The sequence below is a fragment of the Rhodococcus sp. NPDC003322 genome (assembly GCF_053589555.1).
On the sequence record NZ_JBSFSC010000007.1, the window covers coordinates 55,621 to 72,616 of the forward strand.

At 64.8% G+C, this 16,996-nt stretch carries 12 protein-coding genes; 4 read left to right on the forward strand and 8 right to left on the reverse strand.

Annotated elements, in window-relative coordinates; all coding sequences use genetic code 11:
- Window positions 1-110 precede the first annotated feature (110 nt).
- Complete coding sequence (locus tag ACWDUM_RS25210) at window positions 111-416, forward strand: hypothetical protein (protein WP_450136089.1); 306 nt, start codon at window positions 111-113, stop codon at window positions 414-416.
- 15 nt (window positions 417-431) lie between these two features.
- Here the strand turns inward: ACWDUM_RS25210 and ACWDUM_RS25215 are convergent, their stop codons facing one another.
- Window positions 432-836 carry a hypothetical protein gene (locus ACWDUM_RS25215; protein WP_450136090.1) on the reverse strand — a complete coding sequence of 135 codons (405 nt, stop codon included), beginning with the start codon at window positions 834-836 and terminating at the stop codon, window positions 432-434.
- Window positions 837-1,020: 184 nt separating this feature from the next.
- On the opposite strand from ACWDUM_RS25215, the gene ACWDUM_RS25220 reads away from it, so the two are divergent.
- Window positions 1,021-1,689 (forward strand): hemerythrin domain-containing protein, encoded by a 669-nt coding sequence (locus ACWDUM_RS25220; RefSeq protein WP_450136091.1) that lies wholly within the window; start codon window positions 1,021-1,023, stop codon window positions 1,687-1,689.
- Here the strand turns inward: ACWDUM_RS25220 and ACWDUM_RS25225 are convergent.
- Both ACWDUM_RS25225 and ACWDUM_RS25230 read right to left on the reverse strand, forming a co-directional pair.
- Window positions 1,667-3,970 (reverse strand): ATP-binding protein, encoded by a 2,304-nt coding sequence (locus tag ACWDUM_RS25225; RefSeq protein WP_450136092.1) that lies wholly within the window; start codon window positions 3,968-3,970, stop codon window positions 1,667-1,669. The two genes, ACWDUM_RS25220 and ACWDUM_RS25225, sit on opposite strands and share 23 nt — an antisense overlap.
- A 188-nt stretch (window positions 3,971-4,158) precedes the next feature.
- Entirely contained in the window at window positions 4,159-4,434 is a 276-nt protein-coding gene (locus tag ACWDUM_RS25230) for a hypothetical protein (RefSeq protein WP_450113987.1), read from the reverse strand.
- Between the two features lie 653 nt (window positions 4,435-5,087).
- Here ACWDUM_RS25230 and ACWDUM_RS25235 point away from each other — a divergent pair.
- On the forward strand, window positions 5,088-7,394 hold the full coding sequence (locus tag ACWDUM_RS25235; protein ID WP_450136093.1) for an ATP-binding protein: 2,307 nt from the start codon (window positions 5,088-5,090) through the stop codon (window positions 7,392-7,394).
- 164 nt (window positions 7,395-7,558) lie between these two features.
- On the opposite strand, the gene ACWDUM_RS25240 is transcribed toward ACWDUM_RS25235, so the two are convergent.
- From ACWDUM_RS25240 to ACWDUM_RS25260, 5 genes are all read right to left on the reverse strand, one after another.
- Window positions 7,559-10,294, reverse strand: a complete 2,736-nt coding sequence (locus ACWDUM_RS25240; protein WP_450136094.1) for a branched-chain amino acid ABC transporter ATP-binding protein/permease — start codon at window positions 10,292-10,294, stop codon at window positions 7,559-7,561.
- Window positions 10,287-11,165, reverse strand: coding sequence for a branched-chain amino acid ABC transporter permease (locus ACWDUM_RS25245; RefSeq protein ID WP_450136095.1), 879 nt, complete (start codon window positions 11,163-11,165; stop codon window positions 10,287-10,289). Before ACWDUM_RS25245 ends, ACWDUM_RS25240 begins: the two co-directional genes overlap by 8 nt.
- Before the next feature lie 29 nt (window positions 11,166-11,194).
- Window positions 11,195-12,385, reverse strand: coding sequence for an ABC transporter substrate-binding protein (locus tag ACWDUM_RS25250; protein ID WP_450136096.1), 1,191 nt, complete (start codon window positions 12,383-12,385; stop codon window positions 11,195-11,197).
- A 175-nt stretch (window positions 12,386-12,560) separates the two neighbouring features.
- The gene (locus ACWDUM_RS25255) at window positions 12,561-13,319 is read right to left on the reverse strand and encodes a class II aldolase/adducin family protein (protein ID WP_450136097.1); all 759 of its coding nucleotides are present in this window, start codon (window positions 13,317-13,319) and stop codon (window positions 12,561-12,563) included.
- A 54-nt stretch (window positions 13,320-13,373) separates the two neighbouring features.
- A complete protein-coding gene (locus ACWDUM_RS25260) occupies window positions 13,374-14,639 on the reverse strand; it encodes an amidohydrolase family protein (RefSeq protein WP_450136098.1) in 1,266 nt (421 codons plus the stop codon).
- Window positions 14,640-15,154: 515 nt separating this feature from the next.
- On the opposite strand from ACWDUM_RS25260, the gene ACWDUM_RS25265 reads away from it, so the two are divergent.
- Window positions 15,155-16,996, forward strand: a complete 1,842-nt coding sequence (locus ACWDUM_RS25265; RefSeq protein WP_450136099.1) for a 2-oxoacid:acceptor oxidoreductase subunit alpha — start codon at window positions 15,155-15,157, stop codon at window positions 16,994-16,996.

Below are 16,996 nucleotides of genomic sequence, written 5' to 3' on the forward strand. Positions count from 1 at the left end.
AACGTGGAACTGCCTGCACCGCACTGGCATTGGCGACCCGACCCAACCAGTCGCCGGTCATCTACTGGGCGTGCGCGTTCGTCAGCATGGGTGTCATCTTCGGTTAGTTCGTGGGCCCGGCCATCGACCTGTTCTCCGCCCGCCCGGCGTTGGCGGTGATATTTGCGTCCTGCGTCGCCACACCAGCCGAATTCGTCGCCACCTTCCTGGCCACGAGTCTCAGGATGGTCGGGAACGTCGCGTCGATCGCCGGCGTGCAGATCGTCAACGGCGTCCGCAGCGAAGAACTCGACAATCGCGTCGAACTGGTGCTCGCCATGGAACTCCCGTCGGCCCGTCGGACAGTTCCGCGGAGCTGTGGGGTGAACGCACAACGGTCCCTGGCGGTGAACGAACAGGGAGTGGAGAGCCGATGAGCGAATTGACCCGGATCAGCGCACCGAGAGCGACGACCGGACCCGGCCGACCATGAGATACACAGCGATCATCAGCAATCCGACGTAGACGTCGTTCTCGAACCAGCCGAACACGGTCTGTTTTTCCGCGGTGAACGTGGTCGGGTAGTAGAAGACGCTGATCGCCAGCAGCACGACGAGGTAGGCGAGTACGCCGATCTGGGCCCAGGCCTCCTGTCGGCGCGCGAGCCACACCGAGCCGAACCCGACGGCGTAGAAGAGCCAGGCGGCAGGTGTCGTCACGGTGAATGTCGGGTCTTCGATACCTGCGACCGCCGCGTACACGGTGTGGACTGCCGACAGTGTGAACGCGGCGGCGAGCACCCACGAGACGGCGCTGGTGGTCACGGTGGCGGGGGATGTGGTGGTGGCGGTTGCCATGGATGGCTCCTTGTGTCGGGCGGCCCTTGCGGTCGCCGTGTGCATTGACACTCGGTCGAACGGCCGGCGGGTAACAGCCACAGCGGCGAGCTGTGGGGCCAGTGTGGGGGTCGCGTGGCTGGGAGCCTGGCGCGGCGCAGCAGAGGCTGGACACGTACAGAACACACCCACCCCGGAGGCCCACATGAACGTCATCAGCCCCGCCGCCCCGTCCCGCCCCGACGTCAACGAAATGGTTGTCATCCACCGCGTCTTCCGGCGCGAGTTCACCGCGCTGCCGACGCTGATCCGGGCGGTCGCCGAGGGCGACGTCGCGCGGGCAAGGCTGGTCGCGGAGCACCTCGCACTGATCCTCGACGGGCTGCACATGCATCACACCGGCGAGGACGCGGTGCTGTGGCCGCTGCTGCAGGTGCGTGCAGCCCCGTCGACGGCACTCGTCGAGACGATGCAGCACCAGCACGGGATCGTCGACAGCCGCACCGAGGAGGTCCGGACGCAGAGTGCGATCTGGGCGCAGGCGCCGACACCGATCGGTGGCGAGCAGCTCGCGCGGACGGTCGAAGGCCTGGCGGCCGCGCTCTTCGAACACCTCGAGCTCGAGGAGCGGGAGATCCTGCCGCTCGTGTTGTGTCACATCACCGTCGAGGAGTGGCAGAGCCTCGGAGACCACGGTCGTGACGCGATGTCCGCCCGGCAGCTCCCGCTGATGTTCGGTGCCATCCTCGAGGAGGCCGACGCCGACGAACGGGGCCGGATGCTGGCACAGCTCCCGATCCTCGTGCGCTTGTTCCTGCGCACTGTCGGTGCCCGCCGGTATCGGCGCTACATCACGCGCGTGCGCGCCGCGTGAGCCCGTCCACCAGGTCGGCGAGCTCGGGCCCTGTCGCGGCGCGACCGGCGTTCCACGCTTCCTGGAAGGCATCGTCGCCGAGGAGACTGCGCGCGGTGGCCAGGTCCTGCGCGGCGAGCTCGCGTGACACCGGGAATCGGGGGTCGACCGCGTCGGCCACCGACAGGGACGCCGACGCAGCGAGGAGTGTGGCAGCGGCGCGCGGCTCGTCCAGCCGCACGGCGACCCCGGCCAGGGCGGGCAGCGCATAACTGAGGGGCCAGCTGAGGCGGGCATCGAGAGACCGTGTGATGGATTCCGCGAGCAGGGCAGCCGTGCCTGCCGTGTCACCCCGGAGAGCGGTGACCGTGGCCCGGCGATTCAGGCTGGTGGTGAGGGTGAAGTCGTTTCCGACGCTCCGCGCGATCTCGAGGGCACGGCCGAGCACCCGGTCGGCCTCGTCGAGGTCGCCGCGGACCAGCGCGAGTTGTCCGAGCGCGACCAGCGTGTGCGCCTCTTCCCACCTCAACCCGGCTCCCGACGCGCCTGCCAGCGCCTCGTCGAGCAGGTCGCGGGCTCGGTCGAGGTCACCGATGAAGACCGCGGCGTGCCCGGCCAGCGTCGCCGCCTCGGTTGCCAGGCCGGCGTCGCCGACACGACGGGCGATCGGGACCGCGGCGCGGGCCACCTCCCGCATGCGGGCGATGTCACCGCTGGCGAACAAAAGGCCCATCCGGCCGACCAGCGCTCGGGCACGGACTGTGTCGGATCCCTGGACGGTCGCCCGGTCCAACCACTCGAGGCCTTCACGGGCATGCCCGCGAAGGGCGAGGTAGAGCCACACGGTGGCAGCCAACTCTGCGGCGTCGTCGCCGCGCTCCAATTCGAGCAGGCGCAGGAACGCCGAGCGCAGGTTCGCATGGTCTGCTTCCAGGCGATCGAGTTCGGTGCGCAGAGCCGGACCGCGTAGCCGCGGGCCCGCGTCGAGGGCGCAGGATCGGTACCACCGAGCGTGGCGATCGGCCGCAGCCACGGCACCTCCGGCGGCGGTGAGTCGGTGTCCTGCGTACTGGCGCACCGGCTCGAGCAGCCGGAAGCGTGGTTGATCATCGGTCGCCGCGCTGCGGGCGACCAGTGAGTGATCGACGAGCACGGTGAGCGGGTCGAGGACGTCGGTGATCCCGGTCACCGCGGCCGCGGCGTCGAGGGTGAAGCCGCCGGAGAAGACCGCGAGCTGCTCGAACACCGCGGCGTTGGGGGAGGTGACGAGGTCGACGCTCCAGTCGAGCGTGGCCGTCATCGTCCGCTGGCGCTCCGCCAGGTCACGCGGCCCCGGGGGCGCCTCGTGGACCTCGAGGCGAGCGAGCAGCGCTGCCGGGGGCAGCAGGCGCGCGCCCGCGGCGGCGAGCTCGAGCGCCAGAGGCAGCCCGTCGAGGCGACGACAGATGGCCGCCAGGACCGGAGCATTGTCTGCGTCGAGCGCCAGATCGGCTCCCGCCGCGGTGGCGCGGTCGAGAAGGAGCTGCACTGCCGCGGAAGTTCGCACGTCGGCGTACCGGTCGCTCTGGGGGAGAGGCAGCGGGCCGAGACCGACTTCGTACTCGGCCCGGACGCGCAACGCCGCACGACTCGTCACCAGCAGCACGAGCCCGGGGGACCGGGTCAGCAGGTCGGCCACCTCGGGGGCCGCGTCGAGGAGGTGCTCGAAGTTGTCCAGGAAGACCAACGCACGGCGACCCGCGAACGAGGCGACCAGCCGGTCGGTGACGCCGCCTGCGCCGCGCTCGGGAAGGTAGACCGCGGCAGCGAGCTGCGGCAGGGCCTGTGCCGGATCGCGGACGGGGGCCAGGTCCACCGCGACGGCGACGTCGAACGAAGGAGCCAGCCGCTCCAGCACCGCACACGCCACCCGGGTCTTGCCGACGCCGCCCGTCCCGGTGACCGTGATCAGGCGCCTGCCCGACGACACCAGTGCCGCGATGCGCTCGATGTCACCGTCCCTACCGATCAGGTCGGTGGCCGGCGCGGTCACCGACCAGGTGCCTGTGCTGCGAGGCGCGGGACGCGCGGAGGCGGGAATCGCAGCGCTGAGATGGTCGCGGTCGGCGTCGTCGAGGTCGAGCGCGGCGGCCAGTGCCCGGACCGTGTGCGGGTACGGACGCTGCCGCTCACCACGCTCGAGCGCGCTCACGGCCTTGACCGAGAGACCGGCTCGCTCGGCGAGCTCCTCCTGGGTCAGGCTGCGGGATCTGCGCAGACGCCGAAGGACGGCACCGAAACTGCTCTCGTTCGCCTGCGCCACGGCAGGGACGCTAGTCGACTGGCGGCACCATCACACGCTTCAGGGAGAAGTGGGGCGGGGAGAAGCGCATTTCGAAGTCGGTGCGCAGGAGTCGGTTCCAACGGGTGGACACAGTTCCGAACCAAGGGTCTCGACGGCGAAACCGGAACTTTGACGACGCGGGATGGCGTCGCCTTTCCCATCATGGATCACAGATTGTCTGGAATGCAGGCTTGTAGCGGCTCGCCGGTGAACGCCCAGCACAGCAACCTGAACGGCGCCAGAAACACAATGTTGCTGAGGTCGGTGGATCCGGAGTTCTGGCCGTCGTGCGGGTAGAAGAAGTCGCTGCTGCCGGAACTGCTGCCGGCCCAGGGGACAGGGAGTGCCGGATCGTCGAGGTCTGCGGGCGCGGCAGACGCCGAAGCCACGGTGCTGAGGGTGATGGCTGCGCCGGCCAATGCAACGATGATTGATCGCTTCAAGATGGATCCTCTGCGCTAGTGCTGTTTCGACGCCGAGAGACGTCGTGGAGGACGATATATATCGCTCGTCGAGTCGGTGGCTGGTTTTGATCATGTTGACTGCATCGAGAATTCTGTTGTGCTGGTGTCGATTTGTGCACAGCGTTTGCCGGTGTGGTTCGACCGTTGCGTCCGACCAGTCAGCCTCGAGGGTGTCCCGTGGTTCCACTGGACCTCGAAACGACTCGAGTGAGCGGAGAATGCCCGACGCAAGTTTCTCGAACTGGGTTGCTACGTGGTCTGTGTCGTTGACGACCAGATCCATCTGGCAACTCCCATTTCCATCTCGCCCAGCACGATCCCGGTGACGAGGACGGAGGCTGCGAGGAGCTTGGGTACATAGTTCCCGGACCACCGGCCACCACGCTGCTCAGGACGTTCGACCATTCGTGTTTGCTCGCCCGTCGAGACCGTCGCAGCACTTCGGCAGCCGGGCGAATGATACGCCGACCGCCCCTTCGCTCGAGGCGTATGGGATCATTCCCGGCAGAACATCTTTCGACCGCTCGAGTTCCGATCAGAGTGCGATTCGCCCACTCGGATCCGGGTAGCGATACCCTTGCTCCCTCAGGTGCCCAGGGTAGTGGCGCCGCGATCACGAAGGGATGTCCCCGATGTCGTCGGCGGTGCGCGAACGGATCGGTAATCTCCCACACGAGCTCACCAACTTCGTCGGCCGTCGCCGCGAGCTCGCGGAGGTTCGTCAGCTGTTGACCGAGTCGCGTCTGGTGACCCTGACCGGCATGGGTGGTGTCGGCAAGACCCGGCTCGCGCTGCGGGCCGCCGCGAGCCTGCAGCAGGACTTCGAGGACGGGGTCTGGCTGGTCGAACTCGGTGCGCTCGCCGAGCCGCACCTGCTGGCGGACACGGTCGTGGCCGCACTCGGGCTTCGGGAACGGGCGGCACGCTCCCCGCTCCCACTACTCATCGACTTCCTGGCCGGCCGGCGCGCGCTGATCGTTCTCGACAACTGCGAGCACCTGGTGGCGGAGGTCGCCGAGTTCACGACGGCGGTATTGAGCGCATGCCCCGAGGTGCGGATCGTGGCGACCAGTCGGGAGGCTCTGGCCTCCGGGGAGGAGGCGGTGCTGCGGGTTCCGCCACTGACGGTTCCGGATCCGGATACAGCGGCGCTGCGGGGTCTGGGCCATTACGAGGGCGTCGTCATGTTCGAAGCTCGTGCCCGCTCCGCGGTTCCCGGGTTCAGCCTGACCGTGGACAACCAGGTCACGGTCGCGGAGATTTGCCAGCGGCTCGAGGGTCTGCCGTTGGCGATCGAGCTGGCCGCGGCCAGGTTGCGCGCACTGTCGCTGAAGGAGATCCTCCTGCGGCTCACCGACCGGTACCGGCTGCTGACGTCCGGCAACCGCGTCGCTCCGTCGCGGCAGCAGACGCTGCAGCTGTGTATCGACTGGAGTCACGACCTGCTGAGCGACCGCGAGCGGACGCTGTGGCGTCGGCTGGCGGTGTTCGCCGGCGGCTTCGAGCTCGACGCCGCAGCGGAGGTCAGCGGCTTCGCCGACGACGTGCTGGTCGACGTGCTGGACTCGCTGGTCGACAAGTCGATCCTGATCCGGCAGGAGACGGGCGAGGTCGTCCGGTATCGGATGCTCGAGACGATTCGCGAGTACGGGCTCGAGAAGTTGACAGAGGCGGGCGAGTCGGCGCTCCTGCGGCAACGTCACCATGACTGGTGCGTTCGGTTGACGCTGCAGGCCGAGGCCGAGTGGATGGGGAAGCGGCAGCTCGAGTGGATCGCTCGATTCGATCGCACCGGAGCGGATCTGCGTGGGGCGCTGGAGTTCAGCGTCACTGCCGCGGCCGACACGGACGCGGCGCTGCGGATGGTCGCTGCGATCTATCCGTACTGGGTTTCCCGCGGGTTGCACAGCGAGGGGCGGTACTGGATCGAGCGGGCGCTGGCCCGTGCCGACGAGGCTCCGGCCGCGTCACGGGTGACGGCGATGTGCTTCGGCGGCATGCTGGCGTCGATGCAGGGCGATGTCGAGGCGGCCCAGGTGTGGACCGACGGTGCATGCGCCCTGGCGCAGTCGGAGGGGGATCCCGCGGTGCGTGCGGTCGCGGTCTCCGCGACCGGCTACCTCGCCACGTTCACCGCTGACTTCGCCCGTGCGACAGAATGTTTCGAGGAAGCGCTGCTGACACTCCGTGTCGAGGGGCCTCCGCTGTCACGCGTCGGGACTCTCGTCGGACTCGCGATGGCATGCGGGCTCGCGGGCGACGCTCAGCGCGCGATCGCCTGCCACGAGGAGGTCGTCGAACTCACCGAGTCGCTCGGCGAGTCCATGTACCGGTCGTACTCGCTGGGCATGCTGGGCCTGGCGCTGTGGGAGCAGGGCGACACCACGCGCGCGACGAAGCTGATCGAGGAGGGGGTGCGGCTCACCCGCGTCGTCGACGATCCGCTCGGCCTCGCGATGTGTCTCGAGATCCTGGCCTGGATCGGCGCGGACCGTCCCGAGCGGGTCGCCGTACTGATGGGTGCGTCGGCATGGGTGGGCGAGGCTGCCGGTAGCCCCACGATCGTGGTCCGCGACCTGTTCGGTCATCACGATCGAATCGTTCGCGAGTCGACAGATGCCATCGGCCAGAAAGCGTTCGAGGCCGCCTTCGCGCGCGGGCGCGCCCTCCGCGTGGACGCGGCCATCGCCTACGCACTCGGGGACCAGACGTCCGCCGAGCCGAGTGCGAGCGCGCCGACGGAGCGGCTCACCCGACGGCAGCGAGAGATCGCCGAACTCGTCGCACAGGGGATGACCAACAAGGCCATTGCGCAGCAGTTGGTGATCTCACAGCGCACCGCCGAGGGGCACGTGGAGAACGTCCTCACCAAGCTGGGCTTCACGACCCGCGCGCAGATCGCAGCGTGGGTCGACGCGGGCGCGGGTCAGGAGGCCTGACGGCGGGAAGAACCCCCGGGTGGCCCTTGTACGACGGCATTGGGGTGGTCACGCCACCTTCTCCCAGTTTGCCGCGTTCAACAACGTGACAGTGCCATCAGCCGTCCCTGCAGGTCAGACCCCGGATCCCGTGTCCAGGCCATACATCAACTGCGGAACCCGGGTCAGAAATAGACTTCCTGCAGTTCGTGAATCGATCCGCTGTTTCCCTCGAACTCGAAGAGGGACTCATCCCTTAGGACGTACATCCGATCACAGACGCTGGACAGGGTCTGGATGTTTTGGTCAACGACGAGCACACCCTCGCCGCTTTCGCGGGTAAGCCTCAGCAGGACCTGCAGAGCTTCGCTGGTGGCCTTGGGGGATAGCCCGAGGCTGAGTTCGTCCACCATCAAGATGAAAGGCTCGGCAGCGAGTCCTCGGGCGATCGCGAGCATCTGTTGCTGACCGCCACTCAGGAACCCGGCGGGGCGCTGCAGTAGCGGCCTGAGTGAGGGGAATCGGCTCAGAATTTGATCCAGGTTTTCGTTGGTCAGTTTGTGTCCAACCGCCAAGGCGCCGACCTGTAGGTTCTCCAGAACGGACAGTGATCCGACGATGCCCCTCCCCTCGGGCACGTGGATCAATCCGGACCTGGCTGCGTCCACCGGTGACGGGGCAACGGCGACCGCGTCCACGTTGACGAGGCCGGCACCGCGACCGATCATGCCGGAAAGGGCTCGAAGCAACGTCGTCTTCCCCGCACCATTTCGACCCGTAAGCCCCACGAGTTCCCCTCGGGAGACATGCAGGGAAATCTTGTCGAGCACGCGCGCCGGCCCGTACCCTACGGTCAGGTCGGTCACAGTCAGCCCCTGTGACGACGTCTCTGTGGACGACGTCTCTGTGCGAGATATTCTCGGCTGGAATTTCTCTGAGTACGGCGGAGCGCTCTCAGTCGATTCGGCCGACGAGCAGAAAGCGGGTTCCCCTGCCATGGAACCACATTCACCCTCCCGATTCAGCGGTTCGACAGGCCTGCCGACGAAAGCCTCCAGTACCCGATCGTCACATGTGACCTGCTCTGGTTGACCGGAGGCTAGTACCTGCCCTCCGTTCAGTACGGTGACCGTATCGGCCACACGCCGAACGAAGGCGACATGGTGCGCGACAAGTAAGACCGTTACGCGTCCATTGGAACGAAGTTTGAGGATCGCGTTCTGAACGGTGTGGATCTCGTGTTCTCCCAGTCCGGCGGTCGGCTCGTCGAGGAGCAAGATCGTCGGCTCCGCCACGAATGACCTCGCCAGGTCGACCAGTTTCCGGTCAGCCAGCGAGAGTTCATCGGCCCTCTTGTTCCATGTGGACTCCGAAACCCCGACCAGGCGCAGGGCCCCTTCGCACCTTGCTCGAGCATCAGCGTCTGCTTTCCGCCCGAGGGTAGGGCGTAGCAGATCCACGAGCATCGAGCGCCCTTGCTGGCTCAGCAGTCCCAGTGCCACGTTCTCGACTGCGGACAAATCGTCGACGAGCGACGGATTCTGAAAGGTCCGCCCCACTCCAGCAGCACGAATCTCCGGTGGCGACAGCTTGGTGGTTGCAAGTCCATTGACTCGGATCTCTCCACTCGTCGGTCGGAGTAGACCGGTGATGGCATTGATCAGCGTCGTCTTACCAGCACCGTTTGGGCCAATCAGGGCATGGATCTGTCCCTGGGTCACCATGATGTCGACTCCACTCAGTGCCTGCACTCCATCGAAAGCGACACCTACGCCGGCAATCTCCATTGCGGCCGCTGCAGTCGCTGCAGTGTCGCAGTCGTCGGAATACGTCTGGCCGGAGTTTGCCGCTGCTGGGGCATCGAAGGCCTCGGACGATGTATCGCAGGCGTCGGTGCTTTCGGACCCGCGGGCGGTGCCGGTCGAAGCCTGCGGCCGACTCGACAGCCGCTTGGCGGTAGCACCGCCCCACCTGGACAGGGCTCCCAGGATTCCCGCCGGAGCCAGCACAACAAAGACAAGAAACGTGATACTTGCGTACAAGGCTTGGTTCTCGGGAGCGCCTTGAAAGATGGAGGGCAACGCCGCAAAAAAGAGTGCACCGAGCAATGGTCCCAATAATGTACCCTGGCCTCCCACGACAACCATCGCCACTAGGGTGATGGATACCGCGACGGTAAATGAGTCTGGTGTGATGACCGTAAGCGCCTGGGAAATTACAACACCGGCCAAGGCCGCACCAAGGCCTGTGAAAACAAAGGCGTTCCACTTGGCCTTCTTGACCCTGACACCGAGTAGGGATGCGACCTGCTCGCTCGACCGCACCAGCCGAAGTTCGTGACCGCGTCTTCCGACTCCGAAATTTGCGGACGAGAACAGAACGACAGCCAGGAAACCGAACGCAAGGTAGTACAAGCCAACGCCGTTGCCGAAATCGACACCAAGAACGTACAGCTCGGGCACGAGCAGACCGGACTGGCTACCGGTGAGATTGACGAACGCACTTGACTGCAGACCGGACCACACCACAAATGCCATAAAGAAGGTGACAACGGCGGAACCGAAGTGTGAAAGTTGCACCACCGCAAGTCCAATAATTCCGCACGAAATCAAGGTAAGTCCCACGCAAATGGTAAGCGCAAGTATCGGGGACAGCCCAGCGGATCTCGCCGCGGTCCAGGCATACGCGGCGATGGCAACCAGAGCCCCATGTCCGAACGAGAGTTCGCCAAGGTATCCCTGCCAGAGGTTCATTCCAACGGCCACTGCGCCCCAGGCCATGCCGAGTATCAGGACGTACTGCCACGAGGCTTCGCGGACGATCACCCCGAGGGCTGCGAGCGTCACAAGCGCCGTTGCCACGCCCGAGTACCGTCGCAATACGACTGTCGGTAGTTGCCGCTGCACCGAGTGCTCAAACACGATGTACTCTCCGCTCTCCAAAAACTCCCTGTGGGCGAATGACTAGGACGGCAATCAGCGCCGCGAAGATGACGAGGTTGGCCGCGTCGGGTCCGAAGTATGTTGCGACCACATTGCTCACAAGACCCGCACAGATGCCGCCGACAACCGCCCCCGTCAGGCTCGTGAGCCCAAAAGCGATCGCCGCTGTGAACGCGTAGAGCAAGTAGCCTTCGAGCATGAAGGTCGAGACGTAGACACGGTTGGCGGACAGTAGGCTCACGATCGCGGCCAAGAAGCTACTGATTCCCCAGGCGGCCGCAAATAGGCGATCGCTACGGACGCCGAGCACCTTGACCGTTTCGCGGGATTCGGCCATGGCTCGTGTGAGCAAGCCGGCGCCGGTATATCGAAAATAGAGACTGAAGCAGCCGAGGAGGACCCCGGCAACGGCAAAAGTTTGCATCAGTGAATAGTTGATCTGGATTCCGAATAGGTTGACGCCGCCGGACCCGAGAAGTTGAGGAAATTGGAATGGCTGACCGGCGCCCCTGAATCGGTCCACGAAAGCTGCTAACACCAGCGACAGGGCGAGCGTTCTGATAATCACATTTGTCTTACCTGCACTCGGCTTGGGGCGAATGACACAGTAGAACGTGAGAACACCCAAGAAGGTGCTGAACAACAATCCGACGATGACGGCCGCGCCAAATGGGACGCCGTACTCGACCATGACAGTCAGGGCGATGAAGGCGGCGGCAGTACCTATCATTCCCTGGGCGAAGTTCACGGTGGCCGTCGCCTTGTACAGCACAACCATCGCGAAGGACAGGAGTCCGTACAGCATTCCGACGGTCACGCCGCTCAGGACCGTTTCCAGGAACAGGCCCATGACACTCTCCTATGGTTGGTCGGTGAACCTCACGGCAGTACAGGTACGTCGACGGTCTCGGTCGCCTGGTATTGACCGTCCTTGACCGTGACCGCCGGCAGTGAAGTCAGACCCATGTGCGATTCTCGAGAGAAGGTCATGGGGGGGATGAGGGGACTCACCTGATGGTCCTGCATGGCGGCAAGTGCCTCGACCAGGCTCTCGCTGGTCGGGTCGGGCCCAGCGAGTTCGAGGCCCGCGACCACGGCCTGCGCGATCGCGCAACCGAACGTCGTCACTGTGTCGATCGGTGAGTCCGGGTAGTACTTGCGTACCGCGTCGAGGCAAGCGGCTGCGCTCGGGTCCGTGGGTGGCTTGGTGATGGCCAGGCTGAAGAGAAGATCATGTGCGCTCCGTGGTGTTCCTTGCAGAAAGGTCTCACCGGGAAGCGAGGTCGTACCGAGGATCGCCCTTCTCGGGAGCTGGTCCTTGCCGGCAAGGTAATTCACGATCTTGGTCGTCTCGGCGGGGGCTGAGGTGAAGACGACGTAATCCGGCTTCGCCTCGGCGACCTGGAGTGCCACGGGTGTCACGTCGGCCCCGAACGGCACGATCGCCGTGCCGAGGAATGAGCCACCGCCCTCTTGTACTGCCGCCTCGACCTTCGTCAGTATCGGGTCATTCTGGTCGGACACCGTGCGAACAAGGAAAACCCTTCCTGGTCCGGTCTTCTCGAATGCCGCGGACACCAGAGCATGTGCCTGATCAGGGAACGTGGGAACCATCGCGAAGGCGTGTGGCACTAGTGCGTTGACGAAGGACGGACTTGACTTTGCGGGGAAGAGTAGGGGAACACCTTCCTTGTCCAGAACCGGGACAATCGCATCGATCGAGCCTGAGCCAGAGCCGCCGACAATCGCTATGTTCTTGTCTGTCACCAGCTTCCGCACGTTCTGCACTGCGCGGGCCACATCGAGCCCGTCATCGAGCAGTGTCAGCTCGATCTTCTTCCCGTTCACACCGCCGCCATCGTTGACTGCCCGAAAGATCGCCTGCTGCCCTTCGCTCAGGGCCTTGCCGTAACCCCCGGCCGGTCCACTGATTCCACTCGTCTCACCGAGTTTGATGACATCGCCGTGTGATTCGGCATTACCTGCGGCCCCACAGCCGGCGAGTGACAGAGCTACCGCAGCGGTGGTGACCCCGCAAACAAGTCTGCTGATGTGAAAGGACGTGGGCATGACATAACCTTCCGTATTCGCATTCCCGACGGAATGGCAAAGCTGTGGTTGTTGAACGGGCCCTCGCGCCATAGTCAGGCCCGGGGTGGATAGCTAGAGGGGGCTACGATCCCCGACTGGAGTGACCGGTGCCCTGGATGAAGTCCGTCAGTTGCCGATATCGGAATCGGGCAACTCATTCAGCGAGATCAGGCTGTTCCCGCATGATCCGCGCAAATATCGGCTGGAAATTGAACCATCCAGCCCGCTGATCGTAGAGTGCGGCCACCTCTCGGGCAGTCTCCGCTGGAATGGAGTCCGGCTCACCGGCTGCAAGCGCGAGAAGCTGTGCTTGGCAAGATCTTTCGAGAGATATAAACCACCATGCGGCTTCGTCTACGGTTGCGCCGACCGTCAGTATGCCGTGGTTCTTGAGGATCGCGGCGCGATTCCCTCCCAAACTCTCTGCGAGGGAACGACCTTCGATGTCGTCCAACACGACACCGTTGTACTGATCAAAAACGGAGTGCCTCTCGTAGAATGCGCATGCATCCTGGGTGATCGGATCCAACTTCCGGCCGAACGCGGACCAAGTCTTTCCATGAAGCGAGTGGCTGTGCGCGACGGCTACGACATCAGGTCTGGCGTCATGCACACTGGCATGTATCGTGATTGCTGCTGGATTGACGGGACCTACGCCCTCTACCAGGTTTCCGGCCGCATCGATCAGGCATAGATCAGATGCGCGGATCTGACTGAAAGACACACCCCAGGGGTTGACCCAAAGGTGGTCGAGGTATTCGGGGTCTCGGGCGGTGATATGTCCGGTAACTCCGTCGTCGAGGCCGAACCTACTGAAAACCCTGAAGGCCGCGGCAAGACGAATCTTCCTATGATTTCGCTCTTCATCGAGTGAAAGGAATGTGGGCGGAGTCGGTAGGTCGAGGGTGTGCATTGTCGGCACTCCAGGGAGAAGGTAGTCGGGCGTCGTAGTGTCTCTTGTTGCGGATCAACTTTCGGAAATGAGCGATGAATCGATCAGCCCCGTGGGTGGGAGAGGGTGCTTGTAGAGAGCACTCGCATTCCGGAAACAGAGTTTCTCGACCGTGTCTCGGGGCAATGACTTCATGTCCCGGCTGAAGAGTTCTTGTGAATCGGGCCACGAGGAGTCGGCATGCGGGTAGTCGGTCTCGACCATTACCTTCTCGACGCCGATGATGTCGAGCATCCGGAATGCCGCTGGATCTTCGATCGACGTGAACCAGAAATTTCGTCGCAGGATGTCGACGGGGTCCGGGTCCGAGGTGCTCCATGTATTCGAACTGGCAGCCTGCCTGTAGGAGCGGGTGAGTCGTTCGATGATCATCGGCACCCATGAGACGCCGGACTCGGACAGGACGATCTTCAGCTTCGGAAAGCGCAGTGGGATCCGGGAGAAGATCCAATCAACCACTGCCTGTATGGAGTTCAGCGGGAAGAGCGCGACTGTGACGTCTGCAGGGGATGCCGCACTCGGCTGGCAGATCGATCCGGAGGACCCCACGTGCAAGTTGACTACGGTTTCGGTCTCTTCGCATGCGCGAAAGAACGGATCCCAGTACTCGGAGTAGAGGGAGGGGAGCCCCAGCCCCTCGGGGTTCTCCGAGAATGTCACCGACTGGAAACCGCGTTCCTTGTTGCTTCTGATCTCCATTGCGGCCACCTCGGGGTCAAGGAGCCACGGAAGCTGGCATGAGATGAATCTGTCGGGATACGCGCCGCACCATTCCTCGAGCATCCAGTCGTTGTAGGCGCGGACGGAGGCGAGACCGGCCTCGTGATCACGCATTCCGCTCAACCGCTTGCCGGCAAACCCCCAGACGAAGGATGGAAAATTCAGAGACGCGTACACTCCGTTGAGGTCCATATCTTTGACCCGCGAATGAACGTCCCACACACCGGGTCGGAAGTCTTCGTACTTTTGAGGCGCCAGGCTCCATTCTTCGATGGGTCGTCCGACTGCTCCGCACATCGTGAGGCGCATGGGGATTCGGTCGCCGTCAATATGCCAGTACGGGATTCCGTGCTGATCGGGGACAACTGTTGGTACCAAGTCGCGGTACCGCGAGCTGGTCCGACTGGTGAAGATATCTGCGGGCTCGAGAACATGATCGTCCACCGAGACGAGAGGACACCACAATTCCCGGGGGGCGGGGTCGGAGAGAAAGGTTGGCTCCGACCGAACGAGCCCTCTTCCCTGACTTTCGACATCTGGGTTGTGGATATCAAGCGCCATTTCTGACTCCATTCGGTCGTCATATCGCCCGGTGGCGGCCTCGAATCACTTTTCTCATCGCCCGAGCCGGCCAGAGTGTGAACCTCGTCACGGTTAGCCTAACGATTGGAAGGTATACGACCGTTGGGGGGCTGTCAACGGATTGTGTTGTTCGCGAGGGTATTCGGGGTTGACGGCAGGACGCGAAGGCAAGTGGCGCTCCATCGTCGCCGCCTCGAGTCGGGCTGGGTCGACTTCTTCGGGCGCATGGAAGCGTCACCGACGGGCTGATCTATCACGGCTGCACGGGCTGATGCTCCTATGGTCTGTCAAGCTGCGGGTGAGAGTGGCTCGACGGCGGTGTTGCCGGGTGTGAGGACCGTGGAGACCTCGCCAATCGACCTCGCTATTGACCTTCCGATCGTAAGGAATTAGATTCCTCGCACAACCGATCCGGTTTCAGTGGTCGGGTAACGACGGTCTGCCGATCTGGCTGCACGTCGTGAGCAACTCCGAAGCGAGGAGTGGTGACTCCTATGAGTGTCAGTTCTATTGGTACACAAAAGTTATCGAGTGTGGTCATCCGGATTGCCGGAGACTCGGGAGACGGTGTCCAGCTGACCGGCGACAGGTTCACGGGCGAGACCGCCCACCTCGGTAACGACCTCTCGACCATGCGGGACTTCCCTGCCGAGATTCGCGCTCCCGCAGGGACGCTCGCTGGCGTTTCGTCATTCCAGTTGCACTTCGCGGACCACGGGATCGAGACCGCCGGGGACAGCCCCGACGTATTGGTGGCGATGAACCCGGCGGCGCTGAAGGCGCATCTGGCCGACCTCCCGGCCGGCGCGGAGATCATCGTCGACAGCGACCAGTTCAAGCGGCGCAGTCTCCGGCGTGTCGGGTACGAATCCAACCCGCTCGAGGACGGAACCCTCGACGGCTACCGGCTGCATGCCGTCCCGTTGGCGTCGATCACCGTCGAAGCGTTGCGAGAGTTCCCGATCAGCACGAAGGATGCGGAACGGGCGAAGAACATGTTCGCCCTCGGGCTTCTGTGCTGGATGTACGACCGGCCCACCGAGTCGACCGTCCAGTTCCTGCGCCGCCGATTCGCAACCGAACTCGCAGAGGCGAACATCGCAGCCTTCCGCGCGGGCTATGCCTTCGGCGACACCACCGAGACCTTCGCCGCGCGCTACGAGGTTCGCCCGGCCCGACTCCCGCAGGGACGGTACCGGAACATCTCCGGAAACCTTGCGCTCGCGTACGGACTGTTGGGCGGTGCCCAGCGAGCCGGTGTCCCCCTGTTCCTCGGCGCCTACCCGATCACTCCCGCATCAGACCTGCTGCACGAACTGGCCCGACACAAGGCCCACGGGGTGCGGACCTTTCAGGCCGAGGACGAGATCGCCGGCATCGCGGCGGCCATCGGCGCCTCGTTCGGCGGCCACCTCGGCGTGACCTCCACGAGCGGCCCCGGCATGTCCCTCAAAGCCGAGGCGCTCGGCCTGGCGGTCGCATTGGAGCTGCCGCTCGTCGTGTGCGACATCCAGCGCGCCGGCCCCTCCACCGGCATGCCCACGAAGACGGAACAGGCGGACCTGCTGCAGGCAATGTTCGGCCGCAACGGCGAGTCGCCGGTTCCGGTGCTCGCGCCCAGGTCGCCGTCCGACTGCTTCGACGCGGCGTGCGAGGCGGTCCGGCTCGCGACGAAGTACCGCACACCCGTGGTGCTGCTGTCCGACGCCCACCTCGCGAACAGCTCGGAGCCCTGGCGCCTGCCCGACCTCGACCGCCTCCCGGGCACCGGGGTCCGGTTCGCGACCGAGCCGAACCGGGACGGCGAGTTCTGGCCATTCCTGCGGGACCCGACGACGCTGGCGCGCCCGTGGGCGCCACCGGGCACGCCGGGACTCGAACACCGCATCGGCGGCCTGGAAAAGCTCGACGGTAGGGGCACGATCTCCTCGGACCCCGACAATCACGAGGCGATGGTGCGGGCCCGCGCCGCCAAGGTCGCGGGGATCGCGACCGACGTGGCGCCCCTCGAAGTCGACGACCCCGGCGGCGGCGCCGACGTCCTTGTGCTCGGCTGGGGCTCGACGCACGGCGCGATCGCCGCGGCGGTGCGCACCGTCCGCGAACGCGGTGGACGCGTGGCCCAGGCCCACCTTCGTCACCTGAACCCGTTTCCGTCCAACACCGGCGAGGTGCTGGGCCGATACCGCACGGTGCTCGTCCCCGAGGTGAACCTCGGTCAGCTGGTCGTGCTGATCAAGGCGGCCTTCGACGTCGACACCGTCGGATACAACCGCGTCCGCGGCCTGCCGTTCACCGCACGGGAGCTCGTGGACCGGATCGAGGAGCTGATCTGA